Origin of the sequence: Aureimonas phyllosphaerae, from assembly GCF_047943035.1 — a bacterium.
Taxonomy (GTDB): domain Bacteria; phylum Pseudomonadota; class Alphaproteobacteria; order Rhizobiales; family Rhizobiaceae; genus Aureimonas; species Aureimonas phyllosphaerae.
Window position 1 is genome coordinate 2,607,304 of record NZ_CP181348.1, and the last position, 15,124, is coordinate 2,622,427.

General features: G+C 66.0%; 16 protein-coding genes. 4 read left to right on the plus strand and 12 right to left on the minus strand.

Features of this window, described 5'->3' with window-relative positions; translation table 11 throughout:
• Window positions 1-6: 6 nt before the first annotated feature.
• On the minus strand, window positions 7-966 hold the full coding sequence (locus ACLNGM_RS12290) for a lysylphosphatidylglycerol synthase transmembrane domain-containing protein (protein WP_416355136.1): 960 nt from the start codon (window positions 964-966) through the stop codon (window positions 7-9).
• A 238-nt stretch (window positions 967-1,204) separates the two neighbouring features.
• Here ACLNGM_RS12290 and ACLNGM_RS12295 point away from each other — a divergent pair, with 238 nt between their 5' ends.
• Window positions 1,205-1,351 (plus strand): hypothetical protein, encoded by a 147-nt coding sequence (locus tag ACLNGM_RS12295; protein WP_175526768.1) that lies wholly within the window; start codon window positions 1,205-1,207, stop codon window positions 1,349-1,351.
• A 209-nt stretch (window positions 1,352-1,560) separates the two neighbouring features.
• Here ACLNGM_RS12295 and ACLNGM_RS12300 read toward each other — a convergent pair whose 3' ends face one another.
• The 7 genes from ACLNGM_RS12300 to ACLNGM_RS12330 all read right to left on the minus strand — a co-directional run bounded on the left by ACLNGM_RS12300 (window position 1,561) and on the right by ACLNGM_RS12330 (window position 8,998).
• Window positions 1,561-1,890 carry a hypothetical protein gene (locus ACLNGM_RS12300; protein WP_090960329.1) on the minus strand — a complete coding sequence of 110 codons (330 nt, stop codon included), beginning with the start codon at window positions 1,888-1,890 and terminating at the stop codon, window positions 1,561-1,563.
• Window positions 1,891-2,031: 141 nt separating this feature from the next.
• Window positions 2,032-4,032, minus strand: a complete 2,001-nt coding sequence (locus ACLNGM_RS12305; RefSeq protein ID WP_416355137.1) for a putative bifunctional diguanylate cyclase/phosphodiesterase — start codon at window positions 4,030-4,032, stop codon at window positions 2,032-2,034.
• A gap of 83 nt (window positions 4,033-4,115) precedes the next feature.
• On the minus strand, window positions 4,116-5,039 hold the full coding sequence (locus ACLNGM_RS12310; protein ID WP_416355138.1) for a lipid A biosynthesis lauroyl acyltransferase: 924 nt from the start codon (window positions 5,037-5,039) through the stop codon (window positions 4,116-4,118).
• Window positions 5,036-6,079 (minus strand): zinc-binding dehydrogenase, encoded by a 1,044-nt coding sequence (locus ACLNGM_RS12315; RefSeq protein WP_416355139.1) that lies wholly within the window; start codon window positions 6,077-6,079, stop codon window positions 5,036-5,038. The genes ACLNGM_RS12310 and ACLNGM_RS12315 overlap by 4 nt, the downstream gene beginning before the upstream one ends.
• A 20-nt stretch (window positions 6,080-6,099) precedes the next feature.
• Window positions 6,100-7,383, minus strand: a complete 1,284-nt coding sequence (locus ACLNGM_RS12320; RefSeq protein ID WP_416355140.1) for a beta-ketoacyl-ACP synthase — start codon at window positions 7,381-7,383, stop codon at window positions 6,100-6,102.
• A gap of 48 nt (window positions 7,384-7,431) precedes the next feature.
• Window positions 7,432-8,637, minus strand: a complete 1,206-nt coding sequence (locus tag ACLNGM_RS12325; protein ID WP_416355141.1) for a beta-ketoacyl-ACP synthase — start codon at window positions 8,635-8,637, stop codon at window positions 7,432-7,434.
• A gap of 79 nt (window positions 8,638-8,716) precedes the next feature.
• Window positions 8,717-8,998, minus strand: coding sequence for an acyl carrier protein (locus ACLNGM_RS12330; protein WP_090960313.1), 282 nt, complete (start codon window positions 8,996-8,998; stop codon window positions 8,717-8,719).
• A 126-nt stretch (window positions 8,999-9,124) separates the two neighbouring features.
• Here ACLNGM_RS12330 and dusA point away from each other — a divergent pair, with 126 nt between their 5' ends.
• Together dusA and ACLNGM_RS12340 are read left to right on the plus strand one after the other, a co-directional pair.
• Entirely contained in the window at window positions 9,125-10,123 is a 999-nt protein-coding gene (gene dusA, locus ACLNGM_RS12335; RefSeq protein WP_416355142.1) for a tRNA dihydrouridine(20/20a) synthase DusA, read from the plus strand.
• An 18-nt stretch (window positions 10,124-10,141) separates the two neighbouring features.
• Entirely contained in the window at window positions 10,142-10,957 is an 816-nt protein-coding gene (locus ACLNGM_RS12340) for a sulfite exporter TauE/SafE family protein (RefSeq protein WP_416355143.1), read from the plus strand.
• A gap of 6 nt (window positions 10,958-10,963) precedes the next feature.
• Here ACLNGM_RS12340 and ACLNGM_RS12345 read toward each other — a convergent pair whose 3' ends face one another.
• The 3 genes from ACLNGM_RS12345 to ACLNGM_RS12355 form a co-directional block, all read right to left on the minus strand.
• Window positions 10,964-11,665, minus strand: coding sequence for a retropepsin-like aspartic protease family protein (locus tag ACLNGM_RS12345; RefSeq protein ID WP_416355144.1), 702 nt, complete (start codon window positions 11,663-11,665; stop codon window positions 10,964-10,966).
• Window position 11,666: 1 nt separating this feature from the next.
• Window positions 11,667-11,858 (minus strand): DUF1289 domain-containing protein, encoded by a 192-nt coding sequence (locus ACLNGM_RS12350; protein ID WP_416355145.1) that lies wholly within the window; start codon window positions 11,856-11,858, stop codon window positions 11,667-11,669.
• 70 nt (window positions 11,859-11,928) lie between these two features.
• The gene (locus ACLNGM_RS12355; RefSeq protein WP_416355146.1) at window positions 11,929-13,398 is read right to left on the minus strand and encodes a sensor histidine kinase; all 1,470 of its coding nucleotides are present in this window, start codon (window positions 13,396-13,398) and stop codon (window positions 11,929-11,931) included.
• 199 nt (window positions 13,399-13,597) lie between these two features.
• On the opposite strand from ACLNGM_RS12355, the gene ACLNGM_RS12360 reads away from it, so the two are divergent.
• On the plus strand, window positions 13,598-14,083 hold the full coding sequence (locus tag ACLNGM_RS12360) for an Lrp/AsnC family transcriptional regulator (RefSeq protein ID WP_090960301.1): 486 nt from the start codon (window positions 13,598-13,600) through the stop codon (window positions 14,081-14,083).
• 22 nt (window positions 14,084-14,105) lie between these two features.
• On the opposite strand, the gene ACLNGM_RS12365 is transcribed toward ACLNGM_RS12360, so the two are convergent.
• Window positions 14,106-14,972 carry an NAD(P)-dependent oxidoreductase gene (locus tag ACLNGM_RS12365; RefSeq protein WP_416355147.1) on the minus strand — a complete coding sequence of 289 codons (867 nt, stop codon included), beginning with the start codon at window positions 14,970-14,972 and terminating at the stop codon, window positions 14,106-14,108.
• Window positions 14,973-15,124 lie beyond the last annotated feature (152 nt).

The window sequence follows — 15,124 nt, forward strand, 5'->3', positions numbered from 1 at the left end:
GCGCGTTCAGGCCCGCGGCGCGGGGACGCCGGCCGACGACCGGCGACGCTGGCGCATCGCATTCTGCTCGAAGCTCAGGACCATTACGATCGCGACCGCGAACGGGATCAGGAGATAGAGGATCCGGAACACGAAGAGGGCCGCGAGAACGTCGGTCTCCGGCACGTCGGACAGTCCGGTGAGGAACGTGACCTCCAGGACACCGAGGCCGCCCGGCGCGTGCGACACCAGCGCTAGGGAGAACGACACGACGAAGATCGCGAGCGCGATCACGAAACCCGGATTGGTCTCCGGCGGCAGCGCGAAGTAGATGATGCCCGCGGCGGCCACGATCTCCAGCGGGGCGGCGATAAGCTGACGCAGAACGACGTCGCGCCTCGGGTATTGCAGCAGAAAACCTCCGATCTTGCGCGGCCGGAAGCCGCGGAAGCTGCCGAAGACATAGAGCCCCACCAGAAGCAGGATCAGGACGGCCAGTCCGATCGGCACCCAGGGATCGACGTCAACATAGCGACGGATCATGCCGGGGTCGGCGAGTTGCGTCAGGGCGGTGAGGACAAGGATGCCGAGCGCGAAGGTGAACGAGCAGAAGGCGATGAGCAACGCGATCTCGGACGGTGTCAGCCCGCGCGAGCTGTAGGCGCGATAGCGCACGACGGCCCCGGAAAAGACCGATGCCCCGATGTTGTGCGACAGGGCGTAGGTCGTGAACGAGGTTGCCGCCACGAAAGGGAGAGACACGCTTCGCCCGAGATGCCGAAGCGCCAGCCGGTCGTAATAGGCAAGCACGGCATAGGCGAGCAGGGCACAGAGGATCGACAGCGCCCACTGCCCGAAGCTCACGTTCTGAAAGCTCACCCAGATGTCGTCGAGCGAGAGGCCTCGCACTTCCTTATAGAGGATCCAGCAGGAGAGGACCACGGCCGCGAGACCCACGATGGGCCAGATGGCGTCCTTCCACTTCATGCCTGCTCCTTCCCTGTCGCGGCAAATGCCCGAGCGCTGCCGACGAACGGCCTGCCCCAACAGACATAAGCCTGAGGCGGTACGGTGGAAAGCGATACGCCTTCAACTGTCAGACAGGTCGCGCCGCTGCCGATGATGACCCGCAAATTCCGGTCGCGTCAAAATATGTTCGCTTCAGGGAACCGAATGTCGCAGTTGCCGTTTCTTCGCCGCAATCGGGACCCTGAGGAGTTTGGTCATGATCCGTCGCATTTCCGTCGTCGCCGCAACGCTCGCTGCCGTCATGGTGGTTTCCGGTTGCGCCAATACCGTGCGCGGCGTGGGCCGTGACGTCGGCAACACGGTCGATGCGACCGGCGCTGCGGTCAAGGACGTGGCTCGCTGAGAAAGGCGTTCGCCTCCAAGCCGTGCTAACGAGAAAGGCCGGTTCGCCGGCCTTTTTTCATGCTCGATGGAGCGGGTTGAGGGCCGTTAGTCGATTGGTAAGCATAAAAGGCGATGATCCGGGTGTCGCCGCGCTGGCGCGCTCCGGATCAGGTCTCGCGTACCGGAGCCAGCGTGGAGGCAGAGACGCTTTCGGCCCGAGCGCAGATTTCAGGCCGCCGTCAGCGCCCGCACGATATCCGCAGGACGATAGGGCTTGGCGATCTTCGGGATCCGGCTGAACCGGCTGGGAACGTCGGAGAGGCTTCCGGACACGAAGCAGAAGGGCACCTTGAGGTCCTCAAGCGTCCGGGCGATCGACGTCGAATTGTGACCACCCAGATCGAAGTCCAGAAGTGCGAAGTCGACGCCTTCCTGGATACGCCGAAGACCATCCGTCAGGCTGCTGGCCCAGACGCAGTCCGCCTGCAGCGTCTCGACCACGATGTCCTCGAGGTCCATGGCGATCAGCGGTTCATCTTCCAGGATCAGTACGCGCATCGAAGAAGCCCTCGTTTCCCGTACAACGACCCGCTTCGCACAAGGTTCGCCTTAACAAGAAATAAATTTCCAGCGACTTCTTGACTTTTCATTTACCATGCCAGCGGCGAGCCCTTTAGCCGCCGGTTGTGGCGTCAGGTCTCAAGCCAACGAGGCGATCGGTTCGCCGACGGGGATCGACGTCGTCGAGGCATCCGAAACCACCGCGCGCTTGGACAGCGAGGTGAGGAGTTCGGCCGCCACGCGTTCAGCGGGAACGGGCTTTCCGAACAGGTAGCCCTGCAACTGATCGCAACCGATTTCCATCAGCATCTTCGCCTGCGCAGGCGTCTCGATGCCTTCGGTTACCACTTTCAGGTTCATGTGGTGTCCGAGACTGACGATCGTCCCGATGATGTGGCGTATGTTCGGCTCGCCCTGCTCGAAGGCGATCATGAAGGACTGGTCGATCTTCAGCTTGTCGAAGGGGAAGCGCCAGAGGTAGCCGAGCGACGAGTAGCCGGTGCCGAAGTCGTCCATCGCGATCGACACACCGAGTGTCTTCAGTTGTTGCAACTGCTCGAGGATCGTGTCGGACCGATCGAGAAGCAGGCTTTCGACGACCTCGATCTCCAGCCGGCGGCCTGCGATGCCGGCAGCTTCCAGCGCGTTGCGGACGATGGAGACGAGATCCCCGTCGCGGAACTGCACGGCCGAGAGATTGACGGAAATGAACAGCTCTTCCGGCCACAGCGCGATCTGGCGCGTCGCTTCGCGAAGAACCCAGTCGCCGATCGCCTTGATGTAGCCTCGCGCCTCGGCGATCGGGATGAAGACCGAGGGCGGGATATAGCCGCCCTTCCCATCGGGCAGTCGGATCAGACTCTCGAAGCCGAGGATCGTCTGGTCGCTGGCGCGCACGATCGGCTGGTAGAAAAGCTCAAATTGCTCGTGCTCCAGAGCTTCGCGCATGCGCCGTTCAATCATCCGGCGACGCGTCGCCTCCTCGTCCATCGATGGCTCGAACAGGACGAAGTCGCCTTGCTTCGTGCTCTTGTGGACGAGCACGGCGAGTTCTGCGTTCTGGAACAGCTCGCCAATGGTACGCCCGTGCTCGGGCACCAGCGCCACGCCCATGCACAGCTGCGGCGTCAGTTCGATCCCCTCGATCGTGACCGGCGCCTCGATCTCCTGTTGGATCCGCCGCGCCAACGCCTCGACATCGTTCATGCCGCGCAGGTTGCGCTGGACGATCATGAAGTCGTCGGCGCCCGTGCGGGCGACGAGATCGTTGCGATCGTTGATGCGCATCAGGCGATCGGCGACGGTCCGCAGAAGCTCGTCGCCGCCGGCCTGGCTGACCGTCTGGTTGATATCCCCAAGGCCCTTGATGTCGACGGCCCAGACCGCGAGGCGCTCGCGCGTGGCGCGGCAAGTCGCGAGGATCCGCCCCGCTTCCTCCTCGATCCGCTTTCGATTGAGGAGCTTGGTCAATGTATCGTGATTGGCGAGGAACTGGATGCGCTCGTCGGCCTGTTCGATGCGCCACTTGCGCCGAATATAGATGAGGCCCGGGACGCCGGCGCCCGTCACGAGAACGCCGATCAGGCCAGCCACCGCCAGTCCGACGGTCTTGGCGAGATTTTCCTCCACCCCGGACATGTCGGGCGCGACCGATACGAAGGCCTGACGCGTTCCGGCGCGTTCGAGCGGTGAGATTACAAGGCTTTCACCCGAAGCTGATCGAACCACCTCGCTCCACTGGCCGGGACGCTCGACGGCACTGACCGCGAGCTTTTCCAGACCGTTGATGCCGCCGGGGCGCTCGCGCAGCAGCCAGGCATGGTCCTCGGATTTCAGCGAGAACTGGGGTTCGCCGGCAAGGTTGAAGATCGTGAAGTTGGTCAGGCCCGATGCCAGGGCGACGGACCGGATTTCGCTTTCGAGTTCGGGATCGCGGGAGATGCCGGTCAGGAGCGCTTCGACGGCCCCCTTCGTCTCTTCAAGATATGTCACGAAGCCCCCGACGCGCTGCTGCGCGGTCGAGGCAAGCAGGCTGGAGACCGTCTCCTTGCTGATATACACGCCCGCGACCGATACCGCCGCAAGCACCGCGCCCGCGCCAATCGCCGTTGCCGAATACCGTTTGAGGAATGTGATCATCGCACCCGGATTCCTTCGCCAGGCGACCCTAGGCGACGAAGGTTAAGGAAGCGGATCGCTTGTGTGCGATCTTGACGTGCGCGTCACACCTGCCAGCGTCGGTGAAACCACATCCATTGGTCCGGATTCTCTTGCACCCAGCGCTCCACGACGTCGTTCAGCTGCTGACAGCTCGCCGCGACGTCGATCTCGCCGTTGGCGGATCGCTTGAGCTCCAGCCGGGGCTCGAGCGACAGCCGGTAGCGCCCGCCTGGAAGACGCACGCAGCGGGCAGGGTGGATGTCGCAATCGAACTTGCGGGCGAGTTTGGGAACGAGGGGATTGGTGCGGCAGGGACGCCCGAAGAAGGTTGTCGGCTCGCCGCGCTTGAACTTCTGGTCCACCAGCATGCCGACATTGCCGCCGGCCTCCAGCGTGCCGGCTAGCGCCCAGGCCGCCCCGGCCTTGGAGGGAACGAGATGTCCGCCGCGCGTGCGCCGAGCCGACAGAACCTTACGCGCGATGTAGCGATTGTTCGGTTGACGGAAGAGCGCCGTCAGATTGAGCCCGAAGGTTGCGGCGCAGATCGGCAGAAGTTCGAACGAGCCGAGGTGAGCGGTGAAGAAGATGATCGGCTTCGGGTTGTCGCGCAGCCGGAGGAACAGGTCGATCCCCTCGACTTCGACCATTCCCGTGCCCGGCTCGCGGGCGGGGTCGAAATCGAAGATCTCGTCGAGAAAGACGTATTCCGCCGCAATGCGACCCATCTGGCCCCAGTTGCGCCGGGCGATGTCCTCGATCTCGGCAGCGCTCTTCTCGGGGTAGGCGAGCGTCAGGTTCTCGATGGCGATCCGATGCCGCGAGGTCTTCGGGCCGATCCATCGGGCAAGCCGGTCGGCGAACGCCAGACCCTTGCGCGCGGGAAACCGCCTGAGCACGGCAAGCATCGCGAACAGGGCCTGCGCGACGAGCCAGTCGCGCGACTGCCGCTGCCGCTTCCAGACACGTTCCAGCAACCGTCCGCTCATGCGGCGATGTCGCGATCCACGCGCAGCACGATCTTGCCGAATACCTGCCGGCCTTCCATGCGCTTCAGCGCGACGTCGATGTCGTCGAAGCCGACCTCGGTGTCGATCACGGGCGTCACCCAGCCGCGCGCCATCTTCTCCATCGCGTCGGCCATGTTCTCCATTCGGCAGCCGAACGAGCCGAGGAGCTTGAGCTGCTGCTGGAACAGCATCATCAGATTGACCTCGGTCGAGACGCCCGAGGTCGAACCGCAGGTGACCAGCCGGCCCCCACGCTTCAGGCAGAGCATCGAGCCCGCGAACGTGTCCTTGCCGACATGCTCGAAGACGACGTCGACGCCCTTCTTTCGGGTGAGCTTGCGCACGACGCCCTCGAAGCGGTCGGCGCGGTAGTTGATGACGTGATCGGCGCCGAGCGCCTTGGCCGGCTCGATCTTCTCGTCGGAGCCGACCGTCGTGATCACCGTCGCGCCATGGCGCTTGGCGAGCTGGATGGCAGCCGTGCCGATGCCAGAGCCGCCGGCATGGACGAGAATGGTTTCGCCGGGCTGGAGCTTGGCGTTGTCGAACAGCATGTGCTCGACCGTGCCGAAGGTGACGGGCGCCAGCGCCGCGCCGATGGCATCGCAGCCCGGAGGAGCCGGCACGAGCAGGCGCGCGGGCAGGTTGATGCGCTCCTGCGCGAAGCCGTCGAGATGGAAGCCGTGCACGCCGCCGACATGCTCGCAGAGATTGTCGCGGCCTTCGCGGCAGGCGTGGCAGAGCCCGCACGTACGCGCGCCGTAGATCGAGACGAGCTGACCGGGCACCAGCCCGGAGGTGCCCGCGCCCAGCGTCTCGACGACGCCCGACGCCTCCGCGCCGATCGTCAGCGGCAGCTTGCGCTTGGCGAAGGCCATGCCGCGCCAACCCCAGACGTCGATATGGTTCAGCGCGACGACCTGGATGCGAACCGTCACCTCGCCGGGACCGGGGGCGCCCGGCGCGTCGACCTCGACGGTCCGCAGGTCTCGGTCGGCGACGAGTTGCAAGGCTCGCATGGAAGCTCCTGGAAGAACGGTCAGCGCGGCTCGCGGCCGAGAACGAGCGAGACGTTCTGGCCGCCGAAACCGAAGGAATTGGACAGGACAGCCGATACATCGGCCGAGCGCGCCGTGTTCGGCACCACGTCAAGCGGGATGGCCGGATCGGGCTGCTGGTAGTTGATCGTCGGCGGAAGCGTGCCGTTGCGCATCGACAGGATCGAAACCACGGCCTCGATCGCCCCGGCGGCCGTCAGCGTGTGGCCGATCATCGACTTGTTGGACGAGATCGGCACCGAGGCGATCGCATCGCCGAACACGGCCGCAAGACCGGTGTATTCCATCCGGTCGTTTTCCGGTGTCGACGTGCCGTGGGCGTTGATGTAGCCGATGTCGGCCGGCGTCAGGCCGGCATCGTCGAGGCCGGCGCGGATGGTCGAGATGATTGGCGAGCCGTCCGGCTTGGAGCGGGTGCGGTGGAAGTCGTCCGCCTGCTCGCCGATGCCGTGGACGACGCCGAGGATTTCGGCGCCGCGGGCACGGGCAGACGCCAAGGACTCGAGCACCAGCGCCCCTGCGCCCTCGGCCATCACGAAGCCGTCGCGGTCCTTCGAGAACGGCTTCGAGGCGCGCTCGGGATTCTCGTTCTGCGTCGACAGGGCGGACAGGAGCGAGAAGCGGATCAGGGCTTCGGCGCCGACCGAGCCGTCGGTACCGATGGCGATGCAGCGTTCCGCGTCGCCGCGCCGGATGGCTTCCAGCCCGAGCTGGATTGCGCTCGCGCCGGACGCGCAGGCGGTCGACAGCGTGATCGGCAGGCCGCGCGTGCCGAGCGTATCGGCCAGGCGCTCGGAGATGCCGCCGAACAGCGTCAGGTCGTAGATCGCGGCGGAACGGTTGGTGCGCGCGAGTTCGAGAAGCCGGTCGTAGCCCGCTTCCTCGCGCGCCTCGCCCGAGAGCTTGTCCAGCACAAGCCGCTGCGACCATTCGAGCTCGATCGGCGGGGCGGCCAGAAACAGCGGGGCGCCGAAAGCCGTGGGGTCGAGGCCCGCCATAGCGATGGCCTCCGTCCCCGCGGCCTCCGCCAGCGCATAGGACAGTGCGATGCCGCTCCACGGCTCGACGGCCATGAAATCGACGGTGCCGGCGATCGTGGTGCGCAGGTTGTCGGTCGGAAACCGCGTGATACGATGGATACCGGAGTGGCCGGCCGTCAGGGCCGCCCAATTGTCGGCAACGCCGCGACCGAGCGACGACACAACGCCGACGCCGGTGACCGCGACCATCGGCCGACCCTGAAAATCGAGATCGCGAGACGTCATCCGTTCCATCCGTCCTTGCGCCGGAGCGCCCGGCTCAACAGTCATGCTTCAGCGGGGCTCGATCGCCTCGACCAGCGCAACGCCCTCGCCCCGGACGTGGCCAACGCTGGTCACGAGAGCGCGGGACGGGGCGAAGTCGGCGGGGCGTTCCTCACCGCCGGCAGCAGGTGCGGGGAGGCGACCGGCCGACAGGTGAATGGCGGCCAGTGCGACGCCGGTTGGAAAATGTGCCTCCATCGCGTGGCCAACGGCGCTTCCGAAGGTGCGAACGGCCGCCTGCGGGAATCGGCGGTTGAGAAGCGCCAGTTCCTCGCTTGTGGCATCGGCCTGTCCGCTCGCGCCGGACAGGACGAGAAGCTCCTCGTCGCTGACGCCGCTCTCATCGAACAGACGCCCGAGGCGCTCTGCAAGCCGGCCATCGCCACGCGGTCCGCGGTCGCCGGCAACGAAACTGAGACGCCCATAGGCCGTCGCGCCGCGTGCCCGAGCGTGCTCGGCCTCTTCGAGCACCAGAAAGGCTCCGACGCTTCCCGGGACAAAGCCGGCGTCCGCGCTCGTGCGGGCGGGCACGGACCGCCAGTCGCCGCCGAGAAGGTATCCGCCGAGCTCGTAATTCACGAGAAGGTCCTTGCGAGCGGCCGAGAAGGCGCCGCCGACGAGGCAGATGCGGCTCTGGCCGGCGCGGATGCGCGCTGCGGCGACCTGCACGGCGGAGATGCCGGCGCTTTCCTCACCCATGAAGGTGCGCGAGGAGCCCGTCACCTTGTGGACGATCGAGATATTGCCGGCCATGAGGTTGGATAATTGCGCGAGAAACAGCGTCGGGCGCAGTTCGCTCGACAGAAGCTCGTTCATCATCGGAAGCGGATCGTTCTGGCCGCGCGCGCGCGCCATCACGAGGGCGTCGACGTCCGGATCACGTTCACCGCCGCCGGCCGCGACGATCATGTCCACCTTCGCACGCGTCGCCTCGTCGGCTGCGACATCCGCATCCGTCAGGGCAAGACCGGCCGCATAGACGCCGAGCTTCTGCCAGGTTTCCATCTGGCGCTGGTCGCCCTTCTTCGGGATCTGCAGCGACCAGTCGATCGGGGGGAGGGGATGGACGAAATGCCCGGTCGGCTCGACGCTCTCGATCGCCGGCTGGAAGTTGCCGTACGGGGCCAGCCGAGCCAGATGCGTCTCGACGCCCTCGCCGAGCGAGGAAACCAAGCCGACCCCGGTGATCAAGACGTCTCGCGCGGGCTGATCCATGGTCGGTTCCGTCGAAGGGTAAGCGCGGGCGCGCCGGGCGCCCGCGGAAGATAGGTGCTCGATCGTGCGGTCGGCCGGGTCAGACCGCCTTGGCGGCCCGCAGCTCGTCGATCTTGGCGCAGAGGTTCTTCATGACGAAGTACTCTTCCGTGGAAGCCGCACCTTCGTTGACCTGCTGCGTCCACTTCTCGAGCGGAATCTTGATGCCGAATTCCTTGTCGATCGCGAAGACGATGTCGAGGAAGTCGAGCGAATCGATACCGAGGTCGTCGATCGTATGGCTCTCGGGGGTGATCTGGTCGCGGTCGATCTCGCTGGTCTCGGCGATGATGTCGGCGACCCGGTCGAAGGTTGAAGACAAGGGATCTTCCTCGTAAATCTGTCGGATCGTTCGTGCGGCGAACCTATATGCAATCCTCCAGCGTTTGCAAAGCGAACCCGCCGGCTCCTCTTTTATCCCGTCGCTCGCGAAAACGGCCCGGACCCCATGCGCCCCTATCTCCCCGTCCGGTTCGCCGTCGCGCCGATGATCGACTGGACCGATCGTCATTGTCGTTACCTGCACCGGCAGCTGGCGCCTCGGGCGCTTCTCTACACCGAGATGGTGGTCGCCGATGCGATCCTGCACGGTGACCGGGACCGGCTTCTCGGCTTCGATGCTGCCGAACACCCGCTCGCGCTCCAGATCGGCGGGTCCGATCCGGCCAAGCTCGCGGAAGCCGCACGGATCGGCGAAGCCTTTGGCTACGATGAGATCAATCTGAATGTCGGCTGCCCATCGGACCGGGTTCAGTCAGGTGCCTTCGGTGCCTGCCTGATGCGCGATCCCGACCTCGTCGGACGCTGCCTCGCCGCGATGCGCGAGGCGGTCGCAATCCCGGTCACGGTGAAATGTCGGATCGGCGTCGACGACCAGGACCCGGAACCGGCGCTCGATGCGTTGGCCGACCGGGCCGTGGAAGCCGGCGTCTCGGCGATCTGGGTTCACGCGCGCAAGGCGTGGCTGCAGGGGCTGAGCCCCAAGGAGAACCGCGAGATTCCGCCGCTCGACTACGAGCGCGTCTATCGGCTGAAGCAGCGACTGCCCGAAATGTTCGTCGGCCTCAATGGCGGACTCGCGACGACCGGGGCCGCGGCATCGCATCTGAATCGCCTCGATGGCGTGATGATGGGGCGGGGCGCTTACCAGACCCCGTCCGAACTCGCACGCGTCGGCGAGCTTTGCCATGGCGAGCCGCCGGTCCCGGTCGACTACCCCGCCTTGATCGACGCGATGGCGGCCTATGCCGAGCGGCACATGGCCGCCGGCGGCCGCCTGTCGAACGTCACGCGCCACATGATCGGGCTGTTCACCGGCCTGCCGGGCGCTCGTCGTTGGCGTCAGATCCTGTCGGAGCGAGCGGTTCGTCCGGGAGCGACGCCGGAGCTTCTACGCGACGCCTTTGCCGAGGTGCAGCTCGATCCTGCAAGCGCGGCTGCGGCCTGACGGCGAGGACCTTCTGCAATGGATTGGGCGGACATCGGGACGCTTGCGGCCCTTCTCGCGGCGGGCGCCCTCCTGTCCGGCTTCCTCGCGGGCCTTTTGGGGATCGGCGGCGGCGCCGTCACGGTCCCGGTCCTTTATCAGGTGCTGACGACGCTTGATGTCGCGTCCGGCGTACGGATGCAGGTCGCAGTGGGCACGTCGCTTGCGCTGATCATCCCGACCTCGATCCGCTCGCTTCGTGCCCATATGGCACGCGGCGCCGTCGACATGGCGTTGCTGAAGCAGTGGCTGATCGCGGTGCCGCTGGGTGCGATTCTTGGCGGCGCCATCGCCAACCTTCTGCCGTCCGACGTGCTGGCCGCAATCTTTGCCGCCATCGCTCTCGTGCTCGGGCTGCGCATGCTGATCGGCAAGCTGCCCTTCGTGCTCGGCAGCGACCTGCCGGGCCATGTCGGACGCACGGTGGCGGGACTGCTGATCGGTGGCCTGTCGGCGATCATGGGGATCGGCGGCGGGGTGCTGAACAACACGTTCATGACGCTCTACGGCCGTCCGATGCATCAGGCGGTCGCGACGTCCGCGGGCGTCGGCGTCCTGATCGCCATCCCCGGCGTCGTGCCCTTCATCATCGGCGGCTGGGGTCACTTGGACCTGCCCCCGCTCAGCCTCGGAAATGTTAGCCTTGCGGCCCTTGCGATCCTGATTCCGATGTCGATGCCGACCGTGAAGCTTGGTGCGACGCTGGCGCACCGCCTGACCAGGCGTCAGTTGGAGGTGGGGTTCGGTCTCTTCCTGCTGACGGTGGCGCTTCGCTTTATGGTCAGCGCGTTCTGATCGCCGTCAGTCCGAAAGCACCAGCCGGTCGCCGCGGAAGTCGAGCGACGACAGGGTGCCGAGAAAGCTCATGCCGAGGAGATTGACGCCGATCCCGTCTCCCTGGGTCACGACGGCCGAGACGCGCCGCCGCTCGATGTTGCCGACGCGAACACTGTCGAGCGTGACGGGCGCGGCCACGGTGTCTCCGTTCGCGGTCCGGATGCGTGCCGTGTATCGAAGGCTCGCCGGATCAATGCCGATCGCCGCCGCCGTGTCCGGGTCGAGGGCTATGACGCTCGCTCCCGTATCGACGAGGAACGGAACGCGCCGGCCGTTCACCTCGGCGTCGAGTGCGAAATGGCTACCGTCTCCGCGCGCCACCATCACCTGACCGTCGGCGCCACTGAGGGTCGCCGTGCGACCGGGCACGAGCACCGCCATCATCCGATCACCGACCGTGCGAAGCTCGGGACCGAACGCATACGCCGCGATCAGCACCGCGAATGCGGCGATCCAGATCGCCGCGCTGCGAGCAGCTTCACCCCACCGTCCGCGAAAGGCCACGAGGAGACCGGAGCCGAGAAGCGTGGTCCAGAGGCCCATGTAGACCAACGAGGCAAACGCATCGTCCCGAAGGCCTAGCACCTCGCCGCCGCCGAAGGTCAGCGCCAGGAGTGCTAGGCCGACGACCGCCAACAGGACCACGAGTAGGGTGCCGGACCGCATCTCAAAGCGCCTCTACCTTACGCAGGCGCTCGTCGAGTTCGCCCATGACGGCCAGTCGCCCCTCCTCGGACATGTCGGACCAGCCCGCGATCTCCTCGATCGTGCGCCCGCAGCCGATGCATAGAGCGCCGGCGGCATCGAGGGCGCAGACGCGAACGCAAGGGGAGGCGAGGGGCTTGGACGTCGATGTCATGGGCAAGGAGATATGGCGGCGCCAGAGGCACCGCAACGTCGCCTCGCTGCGACGTGTTCGCTCCGCGCCGCTAGGACAGATCGCCAAGCGCCGGCATGACTTCGAGAACGCGCGCATGGGGGAACGTGGCGAGCGCTTCGGTTCCCTGACCGGCTGCGGAACTCAACTCGAACGAGCCGTTGTGCAGGCTGACCAGCGCCTGAACGATGGGCAGGCCGAGGCCCGTGCCCTGCTCGGCGCTCTTGATGGCGTTGGTTCCCTGGCCGAACGAGGATAGGACGAGCGGCATCTCCTCCTTCGGAATCCCCGGGCCGTTGTCACGCACGGACACGTATTGCCCGCCGCCTGCCGTCCAGCCGACCCGCACGAGAATGCGCCCCTTGGGCGGCGTGAACTTCACGGCGTTCGACAGGAGATTGAGAATCACCTGCCGAAGCGAGCGCGGGTCGCCCCAGAGCTGCGGCAGGTCCGGCTCGAACTCGGCGCGAATCTCGATCCGCTTGGTGTCGGCCTTCATCTGCACGAAGCCGATGGCGGCCTTGGCGATCGCGACGAGGCTCACGGCCTCCTCGTTCAGCGTGTAGCGACCGGCCTCGACGCGCGAAAGGTCGAGGATTTCGTTGATAAGGTCGAGAAGGTGCTGTCCCGAATTGTGGATGTCGCGCGCATAGTCGCGATACGTGTCGTTGCCGACGGGGCCGAGAATCTCTTCGCTGATCACTTCGGAAAACCCAAGGATCGCATTGAGCGGCGTGCGCAATTCGTGGCTCATCGTTGCCAGGAATTGCGATTTGGCGAGGTTCGCTTCCTCCGCGCGTTGCCGGGCCTGATCGGACGCGATCCGCGCCGCCTCGATCTCGAAGGTGAACTGGTCGCGCTCCGTGCGGTGGCGGATGCGATCCACCTTCGACGCACGCAACCGGCTGGACACCACCGCGAAGAACGGAACGGCGGCCAGTAGGACGCCATGAAGCGCCATGCGCGACGGGTCGTCCGTGGTCGAGGCGAGATAGGCGGCGGCGAGGGCCAGCGGCCCGAAGCTCCAGAGTACGACGCCCTTGAGACTTGCGCCGATCAGCGCGAGGGTCGCGATCGCCGCGACCACCACGGCGAGGCGGACCGCATCGAGCGCCTCGAAGCCGCAGGCCTCGCAGGACGGCCACAGCATCAGGATCGCCCAGGGCACGCCGAGAACGACGTGACCGGCCTGGAAGCGCCGACGCCACGAGAAGGCCGCGACCATCGACGGGGCTGTCTTCTCGAAGGCGCGCAGCATCACGAGCAGCGGCAGGGCCGTCAGGAGATTGAGGCAGACCCAGGCGATCATCACCGGCAGATCGGCGAGCGCGAAGAGGGCGCCGGCGGCACCGACGATGATCGCCAGAATCGGCAGGCCGGCCGAGAACTGGGGAACGTGCTGGCGCAAAAGCTCCAGTTCGATTCGCGGCGGCATGCCATCGGCCGAGATCAGCTGGTCGCGCGTCCGGCGGAGCGTGCGCGCCAGTTCCACGCGCTGGCCGCCCGCTCCGCCTCGGGGCATGCTCGACTTGTCCAGGGATGGCGGGGCGGCAAGCGACATCGAAACGGTTCGGGCAAGGGTTGCATGCAGTCGTTCGGCATCATCCTGTTGCGGAAAACTTAAAGAATTGGCTTAAGAAACCGCGAAAGATCGTGGATCGACGGCAAGATGGCGGCGAGGGGTCGCCGGGCGCCTCGGTCTGCCCGGAAGGGGAAACGGCTTGGACAGGCTCGACAAGAAGATTCTTCGGCTCCTGCAGGAAGATGCGACGCTGGCGGTCGCCGACGTCGCAAAGCGCGTCGGGCTGTCCACGACGCCGTGCTGGCGCCGCATCCAGAAGCTGGAGGAGGAAGGCGTCATCGTCCGGCGCGTCGCGGTCCTCGATCCGGTCAAGGTCAACGCGCGGGTGACGGTCTTCGTGTCGGTGCGGACCGGTTCGCATTCGGTGGAATGGCTGAAGCGCTTTTCCGAGGTGGTTCAGGAGTTTCCCGAGGTCATCGAGTTCTACCGCATGAGCGGCGACGTCGATTATCTCCTGCGTGTCGTCGTGCCCGACATCGCGGCCTATGATTCGTTCTACAAGCGGCTGATCGCCAGGATCGAGATCCGCGACGTCTCCTCGGCGTTCGCGATGGAGCAGATCAAGTACACGACCGAGCTTCCGCTCGATTATCTCGTGCTGGACAAGGACCAGCGGGAGAGCTGACCCCTCCCGCCGGCCGGACGTTTCAGCGGTTGAGGCGCGCGAGCAGCGAGGACGTGTCCCAGCGCTTGCCGCCCATGGCTTCGACCTCGGCGTAGAACTGGTCAATCAGCGCAGTCGCAGGGAGTGAGGCGCCGTTGCGCTTGGCCTCGGCGAGGCAGATGCCGAGGTCCTTGCGCATCCATTCGACCGCGAAGCCGAAGTCGTAGCGGCCTTCGTCCATCGTCTTGTGGCGGTTCTCCATCTGCCAGGAGCCCGCCGCGCCCTTGGAGATCACCTCGACGACCTTGGAGATGTCGAGACCGGCCCGCTGGCCGAAATGCACGGCTTCCGACAGCCCCTGCACGAGGCCCGCGATGCAGATCTGGTTCATCATCTTGGTCAGCTGGCCGGAGCCAGCGGGCCCCATCAGGCCGATCATTCGCGAGTAGGCCTGGATGACCGGGCGCGCCGCCTCGAACGTGTCGGCCTCGCCGCCGACCATCACGGTGAGGACGCCGTTTTCCGCCCCTGCCTGTCCGCCGGATACCGGCGCGTCGAGGAAGCGGAGGCCCTTGTCGCGCAGGGCCGTCTCCAGTTCGCGGGCGAGTTCGGCGGATGCCGTCGTGTGGTCGACGAGGATCGCTCCGGCCTTCATGCCGGCCATGGCCCCGTCCTCGCCGTAGATGACGGAGCGCACGTCGTCGTCGTTGCCGACGCAGACGAAGACGATGTCGGCCTCATGTGCCGCTTCGCGCGGTGTCGATGCGCTCCGGCCGCCGTGCTTCCCGACCCACGCATCGGCCTTGCCGGCGCTACGGTTGTACACGGTGACGTCGTGACCCTTCGCCGCCAGATGGCCGGCCATAGGGAAGCCCATGACACCCATGCCGATGAAGCTGGTTGCAACCATTCGAACGTCCCTCCGTTTGCCGAACACTGCGAAAAGTTTAGCTGTACAACAGTGTTCAGCTGCCTGATCGCAGACGGGTAGAGAATGATCACGGAGAGGACGCAAGGCCTCGTATCCGAAATTCGGGAACGGGCGTGGCGAGAAGTTGATCG

Coding starts and splice junctions, on each gene's coding strand:
- ACLNGM_RS12365 (WP_416355147.1), bottom strand. CDS start 14,972: ATGGTTGCAACCAGCTTCATCGGCATGGGTGTCATGGGCTTCCCTATG.
- dusA (WP_416355142.1), top strand. CDS start 9,125: ATGCGCCCCTATCTCCCCGTCCGGTTCGCCGTCGCGCCGATGATCGAC.
- ACLNGM_RS12350 (WP_416355145.1), bottom strand. CDS start 11,858: ATGACATCGACGTCCAAGCCCCTCGCCTCCCCTTGCGTTCGCGTCTGC.
- ACLNGM_RS12320 (WP_416355140.1), bottom strand. CDS start 7,383: ATGACGTCTCGCGATCTCGATTTTCAGGGTCGGCCGATGGTCGCGGTC.
- ACLNGM_RS12345 (WP_416355144.1), bottom strand. CDS start 11,665: ATGCGGTCCGGCACCCTACTCGTGGTCCTGTTGGCGGTCGTCGGCCTA.
- ACLNGM_RS12300 (WP_090960329.1), bottom strand. CDS start 1,890: ATGCGCGTACTGATCCTGGAAGATGAACCGCTGATCGCCATGGACCTC.
- ACLNGM_RS12290 (WP_416355136.1), bottom strand. CDS start 966: ATGAAGTGGAAGGACGCCATCTGGCCCATCGTGGGTCTCGCGGCCGTG.
- ACLNGM_RS12310 (WP_416355138.1), bottom strand. CDS start 5,039: ATGAGCGGACGGTTGCTGGAACGTGTCTGGAAGCGGCAGCGGCAGTCG.
- ACLNGM_RS12325 (WP_416355141.1), bottom strand. CDS start 8,637: ATGGATCAGCCCGCGCGAGACGTCTTGATCACCGGGGTCGGCTTGGTT.
- ACLNGM_RS12340 (WP_416355143.1), top strand. CDS start 10,142: ATGGATTGGGCGGACATCGGGACGCTTGCGGCCCTTCTCGCGGCGGGC.
- ACLNGM_RS12295 (WP_175526768.1), top strand. CDS start 1,205: ATGATCCGTCGCATTTCCGTCGTCGCCGCAACGCTCGCTGCCGTCATG.
- ACLNGM_RS12315 (WP_416355139.1), bottom strand. CDS start 6,079: ATGCGAGCCTTGCAACTCGTCGCCGACCGAGACCTGCGGACCGTCGAG.
- ACLNGM_RS12355 (WP_416355146.1), bottom strand. CDS start 13,398: ATGCCCCGAGGCGGAGCGGGCGGCCAGCGCGTGGAACTGGCGCGCACG.
- ACLNGM_RS12305 (WP_416355137.1), bottom strand. CDS start 4,032: ATGATCACATTCCTCAAACGGTATTCGGCAACGGCGATTGGCGCGGGC.